Here is a 14,573-nt window from a genome sequence, read left to right on the forward strand (position 1 = left end):
GAAGCGGGCGGCACCGCCCTTGAAGACAATCCGGGAGCTCGAAATGGCAGAGGCACGGCGGATCGACGGCAAGGCCGTCGCGGCGCAGATCGTCGAGAGGGTCAAGGCGGAGACCGCGCGGCTGAAGCGCGAGGCGGACGTCGTGCCGGGGCTCGCCGTGCTGATCGTCGGCGAGGATCCGGCAAGCCAGGTCTATGTCGGCTCCAAGGCGAAGATGGCAGCCGAGTGCGGTTTCAGGTCGGAGAAGTTCACGCTGCCCGCTGATACCAGCGAGGCGACGCTGCTCGACCGGATCGCCGCGCTGAATGCCGATCCCGCCATTCACGGCATTCTCGTCCAGCTGCCGCTGCCGAAGCAGATCGACGAGGCGAAGGTCATCGAGGCGATCGACGCTAACAAGGACGTCGACGGCTTCCACCTCGTCAATGTCGGCCGCCTGTCCACCGGCGCGCGAGGGGCCGGCTTCGTGCCCTGCACGCCGGCGGGATCGATGCTCCTCATCCGCAGCATCCTCGGCGACGACCTCTCCGGGAAGACCGCCGTCGTCGTCGGCCGCTCCAACATCGTCGGCAAGCCGATGGCACAGTTGCTGCTGGCGGCCAACGCCACTGTGACGATCGCCCATTCCCGCACCAGGGATCTTGCCGGCGTCTGCCGCGGCGCGGACATCCTCGTCGCCGCCGTCGGGCGGCCGGAGATGATCACCGGCGACTTCGTCAAGGACGGCGCAGTGGTGATCGACGTCGGCATCAACCGGATCGCCGCGCCCGAGAAGGGCGAGGGCAAGACCCGCCTCGTCGGCGACGTCGCCTACGCCTCGGCCGCTCAGAAGGCCGCGGCGATCACGCCGGTGCCGGGCGGCGTCGGGCCGATGACCATCGCCATGCTGATGGCGAACACGCTCGTCTCGGCCTGTCGCGCCGCCGGTCTGGAGCCGCCGCGATTCTGAGCGCATAGTCGCGTTCGGAGCGCCGGCCATCCGGCGCGCCCCACACGGACGCGCCGAGAACGATCTGGATCGGCAGCGTCCCCACCGAGGCGGGTTGCGCAGATGGCGCTGGCATTGTCCTACACCCATGTCGACAGTCCGGTAGGCCCGCTGCTGCTCGCCGGCGACACCGAGGCGCTGCATGTCCTGCGCTTTCCCGGCAGGCACGGCGCCGCCGCGCCGCGGCCGGAGTGGCGGCAGGACGCGGAGCCCTTCCGCGAGATCGAGCGCCAGCTGGCTGCCTATTTCCAGGGAGAGCTTCGGCGCTTCGACGTGCCCTTCCATCTTCGCGGCTCGCCGTTCCAGGAACAGGTCTGGCGCATCCTCGCGGAGATTCCCTTCGGCGAAACCCGCAGCTACGGCGCGATCGCGGCCATGGTCGGTGCGCCGGGAGCGGCTCAGGCCGTCGGGCGGGCGAGCGGCGACAATCCGCTTCCGATCATCCTTCCCTGCCACCGCGTCATCGGGTCGGACGGCTCGCTCACCGGCTTCGGCGGCGGCTTGCCGGTAAAGCGCTTCCTGCTGCGGCTGGAGGGAAACGCGGCCGGCGCCGAACCCGCCCAGCTCTCGCTGTTCTGAGGCTTCCGCCCGAGCCGGCCCCTCGGCCGGAATCGGCGCGATCGACAGCGGCCATCCCGTAACGGAAGAGGCGCCGGACGATCTCGCCCGGCGCCTCCCCGCATTCTTCGATCGGCATCGATGACCGCAGCGGCCGCATCAGGCCGCCGGGTGCCTCAGGCGGCGCTGCCGGGCTCGCCGGTCGCGCCCTCGCGCGTTTCCTGGGCGGGCTTGGCCTCGCCGGCCGCCTGCTTCGGGCCGCCCTTCGACACGCCGACCATGGCCGGCCGCAGCACGCGGTCGCCGATGGCGTAGCCGGCCTGCACGACCTGGACGACCGTATTGTTCGGCACCTGCGGGTTGGGAACCTCGAACATCGCCTGGTGGAAGTTTGGGTCGAAGCGCTGGCCCTCCGGCTCGAGCCGACGGACGCCGTGCTTTTCCAGCGACGCGAGCAGGCCGCGCTCGGTGACCTCGACGCCCTCGATGAGGCCCTTCAGGCCGGAGGATTCGTCCTGCCGGTGCTCCTGCGGCACGGCGTCGAGCGCCCGGTTCAGATTGTCGGCGACCGACAGCATCTCACGCGCGAAGCTCGTCACGGCGTAGGTGCGCGCATCCTTGATCTCGCGCTCGGTGCGCCGGCGAAGGTTCTCCATGTCCGCCGCGAGACGCAGCATGCGGTCCTTCACGTCGGCGTTCTCCGCCTCGAGCGCGGCGATCCGCTCCTGGTCGGCCTTGGCCGCAGCGTCACTGTCGGCAAAGCCGCTCGCCGGCGCATCGGCCGCCTCGCCGCCATTGCCGTTGGCGGCCGCCTGGCGCTCTGCGGCCTCGGCTCCCGCCTGCCCGGGCTTGCCCTGCGGGCCGAGCTTGTCCTCGTCGCGCTTGCCGGTCTCGCTCGTCATCCTGATATCACCCCGTCTTCCTGCTTTGGAGCCGCAGCAGGCCGTGCCGCCACCTGATGCGGCGGCCTCGGCCCTGCAGCACGAATTCGTTATCGCTGCCGGATATCGAATTGCGGCGCCGAGAAATCAAGCCTTGCCGGACGCCGAGCCGCGCGTCAGCAGCCGCGAGACGATCCGCGCGGTGTAGTCGACCATCGGCACGATGCGCCGGTAGTTGAGCCGCGTCGGGCCGATCACCCCCACCGCGCCGATGACGCTCTCGGTGCCGCCCCTGTAGGGCGCAACGACGAGCGAGGAGCCGGAAAGCGAGAACAGCTTGTTCTCCGAGCCGATGAAGATCCGCACGCCCGAGCCGGTCTCGGCGAGGCCGAGCAGTTCGATCATGCCGCTCTTGGTCTCGAGGTCGTCGAACAGGAGCCGCAGCCGCTCCAGATCCTCGGCGGCAGTGACGTTCTCCAGAAGGTTGGCGCGTCCGCGCACGATCAGCCGCGCCGGCTGGTCGGCCGAGGCCCCGGACCAGACCGCGAGCCCCCGGTCCACCAGCTCGCGCGAAAGCGTGTCGAGCGCGCTGGCGGTCTCGTCCTTCAGCCGCGCGATCCGGTCCTTCGCCTCCGATAGCGTGCGGCCCACCACGTGGGCGTTGAGGAAATTCGCCGCCTCCAGGAGCTGCGACGCCGTCACCCCGGCCGGCAGGTCGAACAGCCGGTTCTCCACCTCGCCGTTCGCTCCGACGAGGACGGCGAGCGCCCGCGTCGGCTCCAGGCGGATGAACTCGATATGCTTCAGCCGGAGATCCGACTTCGACGTCAGGACGATGCCGGCCCCGCGCGACAGGCCGGACAAGAGGTTGCTCGCCTCGGTCAGGAGCGAATCCATCGGCCGCCCGTCGCCGATGAGCCGCACCTTCTCCTCGATCTCGTCGCGCTCGGAAGGCGCGAGGTCGCCGACTTCCAGGAAGGCGTCGACGAAGAAGCGCAGGCCGAGCTCGGTCGGCAGCCGGCCGGCCGAGACATGCGGCGCGTAGATGAGGCCGAGCGTCTCGAGGTCGCTCATCACGTTGCGGACCGAGGCCGGCGAGAGCGAATTCGTCAAGAGCTTCGACAGCATGCGCGAGCCGACGGGCTCGCCGAGGTCGAGATAGCTTTCGACGATCAGCCGGAAGATCTCCCGCGCCCGCTCGTCGAGAACGGCCGCGGACGCATTGGCCAAGTCACTGACGGGCATGCGCAAATCAGTCATGGCGAAAGCCGGTTGGGGTCATGCCGTCAGTATAGGGAGGCTTGGCGCGCTCTGGAAGAGGTTGCGCAGGCGCGCAGACGCCGGATAGGCCGCCGGCAAGGCTTTCGGCGGCACCGCTCGTCCGATCCGAGCGCTGCGGAGCGGACCGAACCGGCGCCTTCGCAGGCCCCTCTCCATCGACCCGTTCGAAGAAGGCCACCGGCGTGACGCTGAAAATCCGGCAGATCTCGTAGAGCCGGCCCGCGCCGATCCGCATCGTCCCGTCCTCGAAGCTCTGGATCTGCCGAGGCGTCAGGCCGAGGACCGATCCGAGTCGGGCCTGCGACAGGCCGGCGGAGATGCGGATCTCGCGCAGCCTTTGCCCGACGCAGACGTCGATCGCGCGGTACCTTTGCATGCCGGGCCTTTCGAGGCAGAGGCGAGGAACAGGAGCAACCAAGGAGGTCGCCGCGACAGCCTTCGCAGCACGCACGTGTTGCGGAATCTGTGGGGGCCTTTGCGGGCTTCGTGCGAGACGGCTTGTCCGGACGCAATAGGCATTCGCGGAACAAGGCGTCCGGAGGCCCTCACATCATCGTGTCGACCGGCGTGAAGCGCGTCGCTTCCTTGGGTCGCGCCCCTTGAGCGACTTCCGCGAAGGTCGTTTGATTGACGGATCAGTCAGGTTCTCTATGCTGCACCGCATGTCCAGTCTGACCACACGACGAGCCGGCCGCAGCGGGGCCGAGAAGGAACGGCGCGAGGCGATGATCGCCGCGGCCGTCGGCGCCATCGAGGAAGCCGGCACGCTGGAGGTGACCGTGGCGGACATTGCCGCACGCGCTTCCGTCTCCCCCGCCCTCGTCCACCACTACTTCGGCACCAAGGACGATCTGATGATCGCCGCGATGCGCCATCTCCTGCGCAACTTCCGCGCCGGCGTGACCCGGCGCCTGCGGGCGGCGCAGACGCCGCGCCAGCGGGTGAGTGCGATCGTCGAGGGCTGCTTCGACGAGGGCCAATTCACCCGCGAGACCATCGCCGCCTGGCTGGTCTTCTATGCCTATGCCCGCCGCTCCGGCGAGGCGGCGCGGCTGCTCCGCATCTACTTCCGCCGGCTGGAGACCAATCTGGTCTCGGCGCTCTCGCCGATCGCCGGCGTGCCGGCCGCAACGCGGATCGCCGCGGCCGCCGGCGCGATGATCGACGGCGTATGGCTGCGCCAGGCCCTCACCCCCCTGACCCAGCCGGATCCGCGCGCAGCGGCGGCCATGATCGAACGGTTCATCGACGCGGAGATCGCCCCATGACGACCACCATCGATGAAGCCGATTACGTCGTGGTCGGTTCCGGCTCCGCCGGTTCCGCCCTCGCCTACCGCCTGTCGGAGAGCGGCAAGTACGAGGTGCTTGTGATCGAGGCGGGGGGCTCGGACGCCGGGCCCTTCATCCAGATGCCGGGCGCCTTGTCCTTCCCGATGAACATGCCGCGCTACGACTGGGGCTACAAGGCCGAAGCCGAGGACACGCTGGCCGGCCGGCGCCTCGTCACGCCGCGCGGGCGGGTGATCGGCGGCTCCTCCTCGATCAACGGCATGGTCTATGTGCGCGGCCACGCGCTCGACTACGCGCATTGGGCAGAACAGGGCGCGGCCGGCTGGGCCTATGCCGACGTGCTGCCCTACTTCAAGCGGATGGAGAACTTCCACGGCGGCGCCGGGCGCGGCGTCGACCCCGCCTGGCGCGGCACCTCCGGCCCGCTGGACGTCAAGAACGGCGACATGAAGAACCCGCTCTACGACGCCTTCGTCGAAGCGGGCCGGCAGGCCGGCTATCCCGTCACCGAGGATTACAACGCCCGCCAGCAGGAGGGCTTCGGCCCGATGCAGCAGACCATCTGGCAGGGGCGCCGCTGGTCTGCCGCCAACGCCTATCTCAGGCCCGCCATGGCCCGCGGCAACTGCCGGCTGATCCATGCGAACGTCACGTCGGTCGCCTTCGGCGGCGACAACTCCGCCCGCGCGGTCGGCGTCAACGTCCGGCGCGGCCGGCGCACCGGCCTCGTCAAGGCCCGGCGCGAGGTCGTGCTTGCGGCCGGCGCGATCAACTCGCCGCTCATCCTCATGCATTCGGGCATCGGCGACGCGTCCGAACTGAACCGCGTCGGCATCAGGACGCGCGTGCCGCGGCCGGGCGTCGGGCAGAACCTGCAGGATCACCTGGAACTCTACATCCAGCAGACCTGCATCCAGCCGATCACCCTCAACGGCTATCTCTCGCTGTTCTCCAAGGGCCGCGTCGGGCTGGAATGGATGTTGATGCACACCGGCTACGGCGCCACCAACCATTTCGAGGCGGCGGCCTTCATCCGCTCGGCCGCCGGTGTCGAATATCCCGACATCCAGTACCACTTCCTGCCCGGCGCGATCCGCTACGACGGCAAGGCGGCGGCCCCCGGCCATGGCTGGCAGGCGCATGTCGGCCCGATGCGCTCGAAGTCGCGCGGCGTGATCCGGCTGAAGAGCAGCGATCCCGGCGCGGCGCCCTCGATCCGCTTCAACTACATGTCGCACGCCGACGACTGGACGGATTTCCGCAAGGCGATCCGCCTTACCCGGGAAATCTTCGCGCAGGCCGCCTTCGATCCCTATCGCGGGCCGGAGATCCAGCCGGGCGAACAGGCGCAGAGCGACGAAGACCTCGACCGCTTCGTCGCCGAGCACGCCGAGAGCGCCTACCATCCGTGCGGCGCAGCCCGTCTCGGCGCGGCGGACGACGCAGAGGCCGTGGCCGACCCGGAATGCCGGGTGATCGGCACGGAGAACCTGCGCCTTGCCGACTCCTCGATCTTCCCGCGGATCACCAACGGCAATCTCAACGGCCCCTCGATCATGGTGGGCGAGAAGGCGGCCGATCACATCCTCGGCCAGGGCATGCTCCCGCCGGAGACGGAGATGACGCCCTGGATCAATCCCGACTGGCGTGAAAAGCAGCGCTGACGGCAGCGGCAACGCGCCCCGCCGGCCCTGCGACCCCTTGATTAACAAGGGTGAATTTTCGTCCCGACGGCGGTTGCGGGCGCCGGTGCGAGACCGGCGCCGCGGCAAGCCGGTTGCGATTGAAATCGTTACAGAATTTCGATGGCGCCGGAGCCGAAAAAATGCGCCCGACGGTCGGAACCGATCTGCGACCACTTTGCTTGTGCAGGAAAGGATTTTCGACAGAGGCTGGAAAAATGCGCGGACGGGCGGACGAGTGGGTCGACCAGCGGGGACGCTCCCGCATCGCGCCCGGCTTCCGGCAAAGCGCGCTCTTCAGCTATAGCGAGACGCTGCCGCTCGACCTGGCGGAACTGCTGGAGCGGCTCGATCGGGCGGAGCAGCGGGCGGCGTGCCGCGCGAAGGCGGGGACGCCGGCCAACGACTGAGGGATCTCGCCGAACCGGGTCGGCCATCCGCGGAATTCTCCGGCAACCCCGGCTGATGCCAGTCCCGGGTGGAAATAGCTCTTCACCGTCTTATCGAGAGTGCTGACAGGCGGCAGCCTCAAGCATCCGCCTTCCGGCCGAAAACCCGCGCCAGGAACGTCTCCAGCCAGCGCTTCACCGGCGCGTCGTAGATCGCGCGTCCCTCGAAATGGGCGCGCCGGCCCTGCGCGCCCGGCAGCTTCATCCGCTCATGGCCGCGCGTCGTCCAGCGATACATCATCGCCAACGTCAGCTCGGCGTGGAACTGCACGCCATAGGCGGCCGGACCGTAGCTGAAGGCCTGGTTCGGGTAGCGCTCGCCGGCGGCGAGCAGCGTCGCATCGCGCGGCAGGTCGAAGCCCTCGCGATGCCACTGGTAGACCATCTCCGGCCAGTGCGGCAGGAGCAGGCGGCCCTCGGTCGTCGACTTCAGCGGGTAGTAGCCGACTTCGGCATATCCTTCCGGATCGGGACCCACCCTGGCGCCGAGATGCTTGGCGAGCATCTGCGCGCCGAGGCAGATGCCGAGGAACGGGCGCTCCTCCTTCAGCGGCACGTCGAGCCAGTTCACCTCCTGGACGAGATGCGGGTCGGTGTCGTTGGCGCTCGGCGGGCCCCCGAAGACGATCGCGCCGCGATGGTCGTCGAGCGTCGTCGGCAGCGCGTCGCCCATCACCGGGCGGCGGATGTCGAGCTTGACGTCGTGGGCCGAGAGGATCTGGCCGACGCGCCCCGGCGTCGACGTCTCCTGGTGCAGCACGATCAGGACGGGCCGCGGGTCCGTCCCGTCGAGGATGAAGTGGTGGTGGGCAATGGCGTCGTGAACGGTGCGCGCGGCGTCCGATCGCGTGTCCTGGAGATAGGCCATGGCGTCAGTCGGCAACTCCGCTGTTGTCCGCCGCCTGGCGCTTCATCAGCATGCGGTCGCGCGTTGACACGCCCATCAGCTCCGAGATGCGCCAGATCAGGTTGTCCTCGAGTTCGTGCACCTCGCCGTCGGCATAGGTGACCTCCCACAAGAGCTCGATGAACCGGATCCGCTGCTCCTCCCCCAACCGGGACTTCAGGATGGAGGTGAAGTGATAGAGGTCGACGGATTCCTGGTCGGCCTCGCGGCCGGCTTCGGCGATCCGGTCGGCCTCCGCCGGCGCGAGGCCGAATTCGGTGCCGAGCACCTCCCTCAGACGCAGGCGCTCGGACGTGGTGACGATCCCGTCGGCATCGACGATGTGGAAGAGCAGGGCAGCCGCCGCGACCTGCACCTCGTCGGCCGGATCGCTCCGGCGGCGCGGCTCGTCATCGGCAAGCGTGCGGATGAAATCTCGAAAGGCTTCGAACATCGTGCTCCGTCTTCAGGCGGGTCGGCGGCGGGAGATTCCCGCCGCGAGAGGCTAACCGAAGCGCGCCGCCTTGCGTTCCTCGCTCGTGCGCCCGAATGCCTTTTCGGCGACCTCTCCCTGCCCGGTCTGCGGCTTTGCCGCGGCCGTCGTCGACACCGGCACGCCGGCGCCGTTGGTGCGCTGCGAGCCTGCGACCTCGGCGGTGTCGACCGGCGCGGTCTGCAGCGACACGGTGGAAGCAGCCGGCTCGCCGGCGCCCACCGTCGCGGCCCCTTTCTCGGGAGCTGCTGCAGGCTTGGCTTCGTGCGTCGCGGCACCGACATTGACCGGCGCGGCGCTCGTCCCGGCGGCCGGGGCGGCCTCGATCGTCCTGGCGTTCTCGCCCGGCTCCGCCTCGATCACCGGCGCGTCGCCATTGCGGATGCGCTCCACCGGCACCTTCCACCGGAAGGCGTCGATCCGGCCGGACACCGGCGAAACCGGCGCCCAATGTTCCGACACCATGCCGTCGGCGGTCCAGGCCGGATCGCGCGGCGCCCGGATCGCCCGCGACAGCCATTCGCGCACGCGGCCGGCCTCGCCGCCCTCCTCGTCGATGTCGGCGAGGAGCAGGTAGACGCTCTCGCGCGGCTCGGCCTCCAGCGCTTCCATGGCCGACTTGCGGGCAAGGTCGATGTCGCCGGCGTCGAGCGCCGCGCGGGCGAGGCACATCGCCGATTCCACGTGGTTCGGCTTCAGGTCGTGGAGCTTGCGGGCACGCCGCAGGCGGTCCTCGACGGAGTCGCCCGGCCGCGCGTCGACATAGGCTTCGGCAATCTCGGGATGCGGGCTGTAGGTCCAGCTCTTCTCGAGGATCTTGGCGCCGCGACGCAGATCGCCGAGGCGGAACAGCGCCTGCGCCGCGACCAGCGCGGCGGGCACGAGATCCGGCGCCAGCTCGTGCGCCTCGATGCCGGCGCGCTTGGCGCCCTTCGGGTCGGCGTCCGCGAGCTGCATCGCCTTGGCGGTGAGCAGCACGGCGCGGGTGCGCTTCGATTCGTCGCGGTCGATGAGCCGGGTGTTCTTCTGCGCCTCGAGGATCTCCAGCGCGCCGTCCCAGTCGCCGGCCAGCGATTTCGATTCGAGCACCGCGCCGCCGGCCCAGGGCACATGCGGCGCGATCCGCACCGCGCGCTCGGCATAGTAGCGCGCCGCGCCCTCGTCGCCGACGCGCTCGGCCTCGAGGAACAGGCCGCGCATGGCGAGAAGCCGCGTCTCGGGATCGCGCTCCATCTGCTCGAACACCGAGCGGGCGCGGGCGTGGTCGCCCTCGATCATCGCCGTCTGCGCATCGAGGAAGCGGATCAGCGGCTCCTTGCGGGTGTCGAGCAGCTTGGCGCTGCGCTTGGTCATCCGACGGGCGAGCACGGCGTCGCCGGCCCCGGCCGCGATGATGCCGCTCGACAGCGCGGAATAGCCGCGGTCGCGCCGGCGCTTGCCCCACCAGCCGCCGATCGCGCCCGGCGTCTTGAAGAAGGCCCGCACCAGAAAGACCACCACCAGCACGGCGAAGATCAGCACCGCCAGCGCGATCAGGAAGACCATCAGGCTGGTTTCGACCTGCTGGCCCTGCCAGACGAAGGTCACCGTCCCCGGATTGTCGGCGAGCCAGGAAAATCCGAGCGCGGCCGCGAGGACGACGAGGAAGAAGGCGAGGATACGCAGCATTCTTGATTCCTTAGCCCTGGGTTTGCGCGGTCGGAGCGGGCGTCGACCCGCCGGCTCCGCCACTGCCGGACGCGCCCTGGCTGCCGCTTCCGCCGTTTCCGCCGCTCTGGCCGCCATTGCCGCCGCTCTGCCCCGGCTGGCCCTGGCCGCTGCCGCCGCCCTCGCCCGACTGCTGCGGCTGGCCCGACTGCTGCGGCTGGATGGCCTGCGAGAGCGCGCCGGAGACGACGCGCTCGGCGGTCAGCCGCGCGGCGACCTTGTCGGCAAAGTCCGCACTCGCCTGCTGGGCGTCCTTCGGCAGCTTCTGCCACTCGCTCTGCCACGCCTTGAGGTCGCCCGACTGGATATCGGCGTTCATGCGCGACAGGATCGCCGGCGGGCCCGACTGGCTCGCCGGCGCCGGCCCTGCCGGACGCACCTGAACGAGCGAGCGCAGGCCCGACCAGACCTGGTCCTGCACCGGCGCCTGCGGCTGCGGCGGCGACAGGCTGGCGGCAATCTGGTTCTCGACATCCGGCCACTGCGCCGCGAGCTGGCGCTCGGAGGGCACGCCGTTGGCGGCGTAGTTCCGCAGCGCTTCCGTCGACTGGCTGGAGCCGGACGATCGCGCATAGCTCTCGAGCTCGCTCATGAACGGCCCGCCGCGATCGATCGCCGACTTGAGGTTGGCCGCGGCGAGCGCCGTCTCGGCGCGCTTGTTGCTCGCCTCGATTGCCGCGATGCGATCGTCGAGACCGGAGAGCGTCTTGGTGACCTGCTGGCCCGTCGCCTCGGCCGTCTGCTGGGCCTTCTGCGCCGCCTGCGACGCCGCATCGGCCGACTGCTGCGCCTTGCCCGCCGCCTGCTGGGCCGCATTGGCCGCCTGCTGCGCGCCGCTGGCTGTGTCCTGCGCCTTGGCGGCGGTCGACTGCGCCTTTTCGGCCGCCTGCTGGGCATTGCTGGCTGCGCTCTGGGCCGCCGAGGCGGTCTGCTGCGCCTGCACGGCGGAGGTCTGCGCGCCGCCGGCCGTCTGCGAGGCGGCGTTCGCGGTGGTCGCGGCCTGGTTCGCCGCCTGCTGCGCCGATTTCGCCGCGTCGGTCGCCGAGGCGACCGCCTGCCGGGCGGAGCCGGCCGTCTTGTTGGCGGCCTCGGCCGTCTGCGCGGCCTGCTGCGCCGTGTCGGCGGCGGACCTCACGCTGGATTGAAGCGAATCCACCCGCTGCGACAGCGCCGCCACCTGATCGCCGCTGCCGCCATTGCCGCCCGAGGCGGTCTGCGGCAGCTGCGCCACCGACGACTTCAGCTGCGCAACCTGGTCGCCCAGCGACTTCACGTCTTGCGCCGACGCATAATTGCCGGCCGTCTGGCCACCTGCAACGGTCTGCTGGCCGCCCGAACCGGACACCGGCAGATAGCCGTTCGCCTGCAGCACCCACGCGGCACCGAGCGCCACCACCGCGCCGATCAGCCCCGCCGCGAGCGCTCCGCCGAAGCCGACGCCGCCGGACCGCCTGGGCGGCTCCGCGGTGGTCGTGCGCGGCGTGCCCGTCGACGCGCCGCCGCCGGACGATGCCCCCGATCCCGCCGGTGTCGTCGAACCGGGCTTGGTCCCCGACGATGTGGAGCCGGATGCGGCAGAGGTCGACGAAGACGAACCGGACGAGGTGGAGGCGGCCGGCTTGGCCGCGGCAGAAGAGGGAGACGCCGACGAGCCGGAGGCCGGCTTGCTGTCCGCCGGCTTCGTCGCCGATCCGGAGGGGCTGCTCGCCGTGTCGGATGCCTTTGCCGCGCCGGCGGAAGCGGCCGCAGCGGCTGGAATTGCGGCTGCCGCGCCGGTCTTGCCCGATCCCGAGGAAGCGGCCGGCGCGCCGCCGGTGGCCGTCCCCGCGTCCGCGGACTTTGCGGCGCCGGCGCTCGGCGATGCGGCCGTCGCGGCGGCAGCGGGCCGGGATGCACCGGATGCGGCCGAGCCAGTCGCCGAGGTGCCCTTCGGCTGCAGGCCTTCCTCGGCCGCGAAGCCACGCGTCGCCGCCTGTTCGCCCGGACCGGCGGAGCCGGTCGCGGTCTTCGGGCCGGTCGCGGACGGAGCCGGCGCACGGCCGGCATCCTCGGGCCCGCCGGGCTTCGACGGATGTGCGGCCTTCGGGTCCAGCCCCTCCTCGGTGGCGAAGCTGCGCGTCGCCTCGTCCTTGCCGGAGGCGGCCGTCGCACCGGCGGGCGTTCCCGCAGCCGGAGCCGTCGCCGGGGAGCTCGCGACCGCGCTGCTCGATCGCGGCGAAGGGCCGCCGTCGCGGACGCCGGAGGCCGCCGAGGGCGTGGCGGATGCAGAGGGCGATGATGCCGCCGCGGCGGGCTTGGCTTCGCCGGCCGCAGCAGCGGGAGCCGATGTCTTGGCGGTTTCGGCCGCCGGCGTTTGCGGTGCCGATGCCGCCGCGGGCTTGCCCGTCTGCGCCGAAGCGGTCTTCGATCCTGCCGTGTCCTTGTCGCCGTCGCTCAAATTGGTCTTCTTTTCCGCTGTCAGGTCGATCGTCTGGCCGCGCGTCTTCTTCGGCCGCGAGCGCCGGGGACGGTTGGTCATCGAGTTCGCTCCATTCTTGCCGGCTGGGCCGGCCGGTCAGCCAATGGCAGAATCTCGGCGGCACACGTCAAGCGCATTGGTCCTTCATTCCCCTGGATCGTGCAAGGGTCGTCTCGTTCCATCGGCCCAAACTAGGTTATCCCAGCCATTCGAAAAGCGAGGCAAGGCGCGGGGTCGGCGAAATTCGCGCAGCGCCCGCCAGCGCCGGCGGCAACGCTTCGGCAATCCGGGCGGACAGCGCAAGCAGCGTCGGCAGCGGCTCGAAGAGGCCGGGGTGGCGCGCGGCGAGACGGCCGAAGGCTTCCGCCTGGCCCGCCGACAGGATGAGGACGGCATCCGGCGGCACCCCGCCGAGCGCCGCGCGCACGACCGCCGCGTCCGGCTCGACCGGCACGACGGCATAGACCTCCCAGACCGCGAAGCCGAGGCTGGCTGCTGTCAGGGCCGTCTCCAGCGTGCCGGTCCGCCGTCGCCCCGCGGCGTAAAGAAGGTGATCCCCCGGCTCGAGCCCGGTCGCCAGCGCGAGCTGCCCGATCGCATCGGCCGTGCCCGGAGCGGCCTGCACATGCGGCAGGCCCGCAGCCCGCGCCGCCGCTGCGGTCCGCTCCCCGACGGCGAAGACCGGGCGCGCGTCGCCGGGAAAATGTGCGGCGAGCGCCGGAACGGCCCGGGCGCTGGTGACGGCGAAACCGGCGAAGCGGCCCGGCGGCGGCGGATCGTCGAGGCTGCGCGTCTCCTCCACCGGCAGGAGGAGCGGCTCGTGGCCGAGCGCGGCGAGGTCCGACGCCGTGCGCCCGGCATCCGCAGCCTCGCGCAGGATCAGGACACGGGCCATGGGATGGTCCCGTGCGACGTCGCCGGGTGCAACGGCGCTACTCCGCCCAGCCCTTGAAGAAATCCGGTCCGGCGGCCTCCAGGACGTCGCGGCCGGCGAGCCGACCCATCGCCTCGGCATCCTCGTCGATGCCGGTGCGCCAGGTCTCGTGCATCCCTGTCCCGTCCGGCGTCAGGATCACGCCGTGCAGCGTCAGCGTCCGGTCCTCGCGGTGATGCGCATAGGCGGCGATCGGGGTCCGGCAGGAGCCGTCGAGCTCGGCGAGAAAGGCGCGTTCGGCGGTCAGAGCGACGGCCGTCGCGGCATCGGCGATCGCCGCGACGAGGCCATCCACCCGGCCGTCGCCGATCCGGCTCTCGATGCAGATCGCGCCCTGCCCCGGCGCCGGCGGAAAATCCTTGGCCGACAGGATCTCGGTTGCCGTGTGCTGCATGTCCATGCGGTTCAGCCCGGCCATGGCGAGGAGCGTGCCGTCGGCCTGGCCTTCCTCCAGCTTGCGCAGCCGCGTCTGGACGTTGCCGCGGAAGGTGATGACGTTGAGGTCCGGCCGCAGGCGCTTCAGGAGCGCCTGGCGCCGCAGCGAGGCCGAGCCGATCGTCGCCCCTTGCGGCAGGTCGGCGATCGTCTTCGCGGTGCGGCCGATGAAGACGTCGCGCACGTCCTCGCGCGGCAGGAAGGCGGAGATCCTGAGACCCTCCGGCAGCACCGTCGCCATGTCCTTCGACGAATGCACCGCGATGTCGATGCGCCCGTCGAGAAGCGCCGCCTCGATCTCCTTTGTGAACAGGCCCTTGCCGCCGACTTCCGACAGCGGCCGATCCTGGATGCGATCGCCGGAGGTGGAGATCACCGCGATGTCGAAAGCCTCCCCCGGCAGGCCGTGCGCCGCCATCAGCCGCGCGCGCACCTCGCTCGCCTGCGCCAGCGCCAGCTGGCTGCCGCGCGTGCCGATCCGGATCACCTCGTTCGTCGCCACCGCAATCTCCCTTTCCGCTCCCGGCCC

At 70.8% G+C, this 14,573-nt stretch carries 13 protein-coding genes and 1 pseudogene; 5 read left to right on the plus strand and 9 right to left on the minus strand.

Annotated features, from left to right (window positions below; genetic code table 11):
* Nucleotides 1-43 precede the first annotated feature (43 nt).
* Both folD and AB5S17_RS12860 read left to right on the plus strand, forming a co-directional pair.
* Nucleotides 44-949, plus strand: coding sequence for a bifunctional methylenetetrahydrofolate dehydrogenase/methenyltetrahydrofolate cyclohydrolase FolD (folD, locus tag AB5S17_RS12855; RefSeq protein WP_369239922.1), 906 nt, complete (start codon nt 44-46; stop codon nt 947-949).
* Nucleotides 950-1,051: 102 nt separating this feature from the next.
* Entirely contained in the window at nt 1,052-1,567 is a 516-nt protein-coding gene (locus AB5S17_RS12860; RefSeq protein ID WP_369239924.1) for a methylated-DNA--[protein]-cysteine S-methyltransferase, read from the plus strand.
* A 155-nt stretch (nt 1,568-1,722) separates the two neighbouring features.
* Here the strand turns inward: AB5S17_RS12860 and grpE are convergent.
* The 3 genes and pseudogenes from grpE to AB5S17_RS12875 form a co-directional block, all read right to left on the minus strand.
* Nucleotides 1,723-2,379 (minus strand): annotated as a pseudogene (gene grpE, locus AB5S17_RS12865) (nucleotide exchange factor GrpE); the annotation flags it as partial.
* 195 nt (nt 2,380-2,574) lie between these two features.
* Nucleotides 2,575-3,687, minus strand: coding sequence for a heat-inducible transcriptional repressor HrcA (gene hrcA / locus AB5S17_RS12870; protein WP_369239926.1), 1,113 nt, complete (start codon nt 3,685-3,687; stop codon nt 2,575-2,577).
* Nucleotides 3,680-4,084 (minus strand): helix-turn-helix domain-containing protein, encoded by a 405-nt coding sequence (locus AB5S17_RS12875; protein WP_369239928.1) that lies wholly within the window; start codon nt 4,082-4,084, stop codon nt 3,680-3,682. The genes hrcA and AB5S17_RS12875 overlap by 8 nt, the downstream gene beginning before the upstream one ends.
* Nucleotides 4,085-4,370: 286 nt before the next feature.
* On the opposite strand from AB5S17_RS12875, the gene betI reads away from it, so the two are divergent.
* From betI to AB5S17_RS12890, 3 genes are all read left to right on the plus strand, one after another.
* Nucleotides 4,371-4,976, plus strand: a complete 606-nt coding sequence (betI, locus tag AB5S17_RS12880; protein ID WP_369239930.1) for a transcriptional regulator BetI — start codon at nt 4,371-4,373, stop codon at nt 4,974-4,976.
* Nucleotides 4,973-6,664: a choline dehydrogenase gene (betA, locus tag AB5S17_RS12885; protein ID WP_369239932.1), complete on the plus strand. Its 1,692-nt coding sequence runs from the start codon at nt 4,973-4,975 to the stop codon at nt 6,662-6,664. Before betI ends, betA begins: the two co-directional genes overlap by 4 nt.
* A gap of 236 nt (nt 6,665-6,900) precedes the next feature.
* The gene (locus AB5S17_RS12890) at nt 6,901-7,092 is read left to right on the plus strand and encodes a hypothetical protein (RefSeq protein ID WP_369239934.1); all 192 of its coding nucleotides are present in this window, start codon (nt 6,901-6,903) and stop codon (nt 7,090-7,092) included.
* A gap of 118 nt (nt 7,093-7,210) precedes the next feature.
* Here AB5S17_RS12890 and AB5S17_RS12895 read toward each other — a convergent pair whose 3' ends face one another.
* The 6 genes from AB5S17_RS12895 to hemC form a co-directional block, all read right to left on the minus strand.
* Nucleotides 7,211-8,014: a glutamine amidotransferase gene (locus AB5S17_RS12895; protein WP_369239936.1), complete on the minus strand. Its 804-nt coding sequence runs from the start codon at nt 8,012-8,014 to the stop codon at nt 7,211-7,213.
* Nucleotides 8,004-8,471 carry a TerB family tellurite resistance protein gene (locus AB5S17_RS12900; RefSeq protein ID WP_369239938.1) on the minus strand — a complete coding sequence of 156 codons (468 nt, stop codon included), beginning with the start codon at nt 8,469-8,471 and terminating at the stop codon, nt 8,004-8,006. The genes AB5S17_RS12895 and AB5S17_RS12900 overlap by 11 nt, the downstream gene beginning before the upstream one ends.
* Nucleotides 8,472-8,522: 51 nt before the next feature.
* A complete protein-coding gene (locus tag AB5S17_RS12905) occupies nt 8,523-10,178 on the minus strand; it encodes a heme biosynthesis protein HemY (RefSeq protein WP_369239940.1) in 1,656 nt (551 codons plus the stop codon).
* 10 nt (nt 10,179-10,188) lie between these two features.
* Nucleotides 10,189-12,735, minus strand: a complete 2,547-nt coding sequence (locus tag AB5S17_RS12910) for a COG4223 family protein (protein WP_369239942.1) — start codon at nt 12,733-12,735, stop codon at nt 10,189-10,191.
* 136 nt (nt 12,736-12,871) lie between these two features.
* Nucleotides 12,872-13,570, minus strand: a complete 699-nt coding sequence (locus tag AB5S17_RS12915) for a uroporphyrinogen-III synthase (RefSeq protein WP_369239944.1) — start codon at nt 13,568-13,570, stop codon at nt 12,872-12,874.
* Nucleotides 13,571-13,607: 37 nt separating this feature from the next.
* Entirely contained in the window at nt 13,608-14,546 is a 939-nt protein-coding gene (gene hemC / locus AB5S17_RS12920) for a hydroxymethylbilane synthase (RefSeq protein WP_369239946.1), read from the minus strand.
* Nucleotides 14,547-14,573 lie beyond the last annotated feature (27 nt).

This window comes from Jiella sp. M17.18 (assembly GCF_041027365.1).
Lineage (GTDB): Bacteria > Pseudomonadota > Alphaproteobacteria > Rhizobiales > Rhizobiaceae > VKMB-3413.

Coding starts and splice junctions, on each gene's coding strand:
- AB5S17_RS12875 (WP_369239928.1), bottom strand. CDS start 4,084: ATGCAAAGGTACCGCGCGATCGACGTCTGCGTCGGGCAAAGGCTGCGC.
- AB5S17_RS12915 (WP_369239944.1), bottom strand. CDS start 13,570: ATGGCCCGTGTCCTGATCCTGCGCGAGGCTGCGGATGCCGGGCGCACG.
- AB5S17_RS12860 (WP_369239924.1), top strand. CDS start 1,052: ATGGCGCTGGCATTGTCCTACACCCATGTCGACAGTCCGGTAGGCCCG.
- AB5S17_RS12905 (WP_369239940.1), bottom strand. CDS start 10,178: ATGCTGCGTATCCTCGCCTTCTTCCTCGTCGTCCTCGCGGCCGCGCTC.
- betA (WP_369239932.1), top strand. CDS start 4,973: ATGACGACCACCATCGATGAAGCCGATTACGTCGTGGTCGGTTCCGGC.
- AB5S17_RS12890 (WP_369239934.1), top strand. CDS start 6,901: ATGCGCGGACGGGCGGACGAGTGGGTCGACCAGCGGGGACGCTCCCGC.
- hrcA (WP_369239926.1), bottom strand. CDS start 3,687: ATGACTGATTTGCGCATGCCCGTCAGTGACTTGGCCAATGCGTCCGCG.
- folD (WP_369239922.1), top strand. CDS start 44: ATGGCAGAGGCACGGCGGATCGACGGCAAGGCCGTCGCGGCGCAGATC.
- AB5S17_RS12910 (WP_369239942.1), bottom strand. CDS start 12,735: ATGACCAACCGTCCCCGGCGCTCGCGGCCGAAGAAGACGCGCGGCCAG.
- betI (WP_369239930.1), top strand. CDS start 4,371: ATGTCCAGTCTGACCACACGACGAGCCGGCCGCAGCGGGGCCGAGAAG.
- AB5S17_RS12900 (WP_369239938.1), bottom strand. CDS start 8,471: ATGTTCGAAGCCTTTCGAGATTTCATCCGCACGCTTGCCGATGACGAG.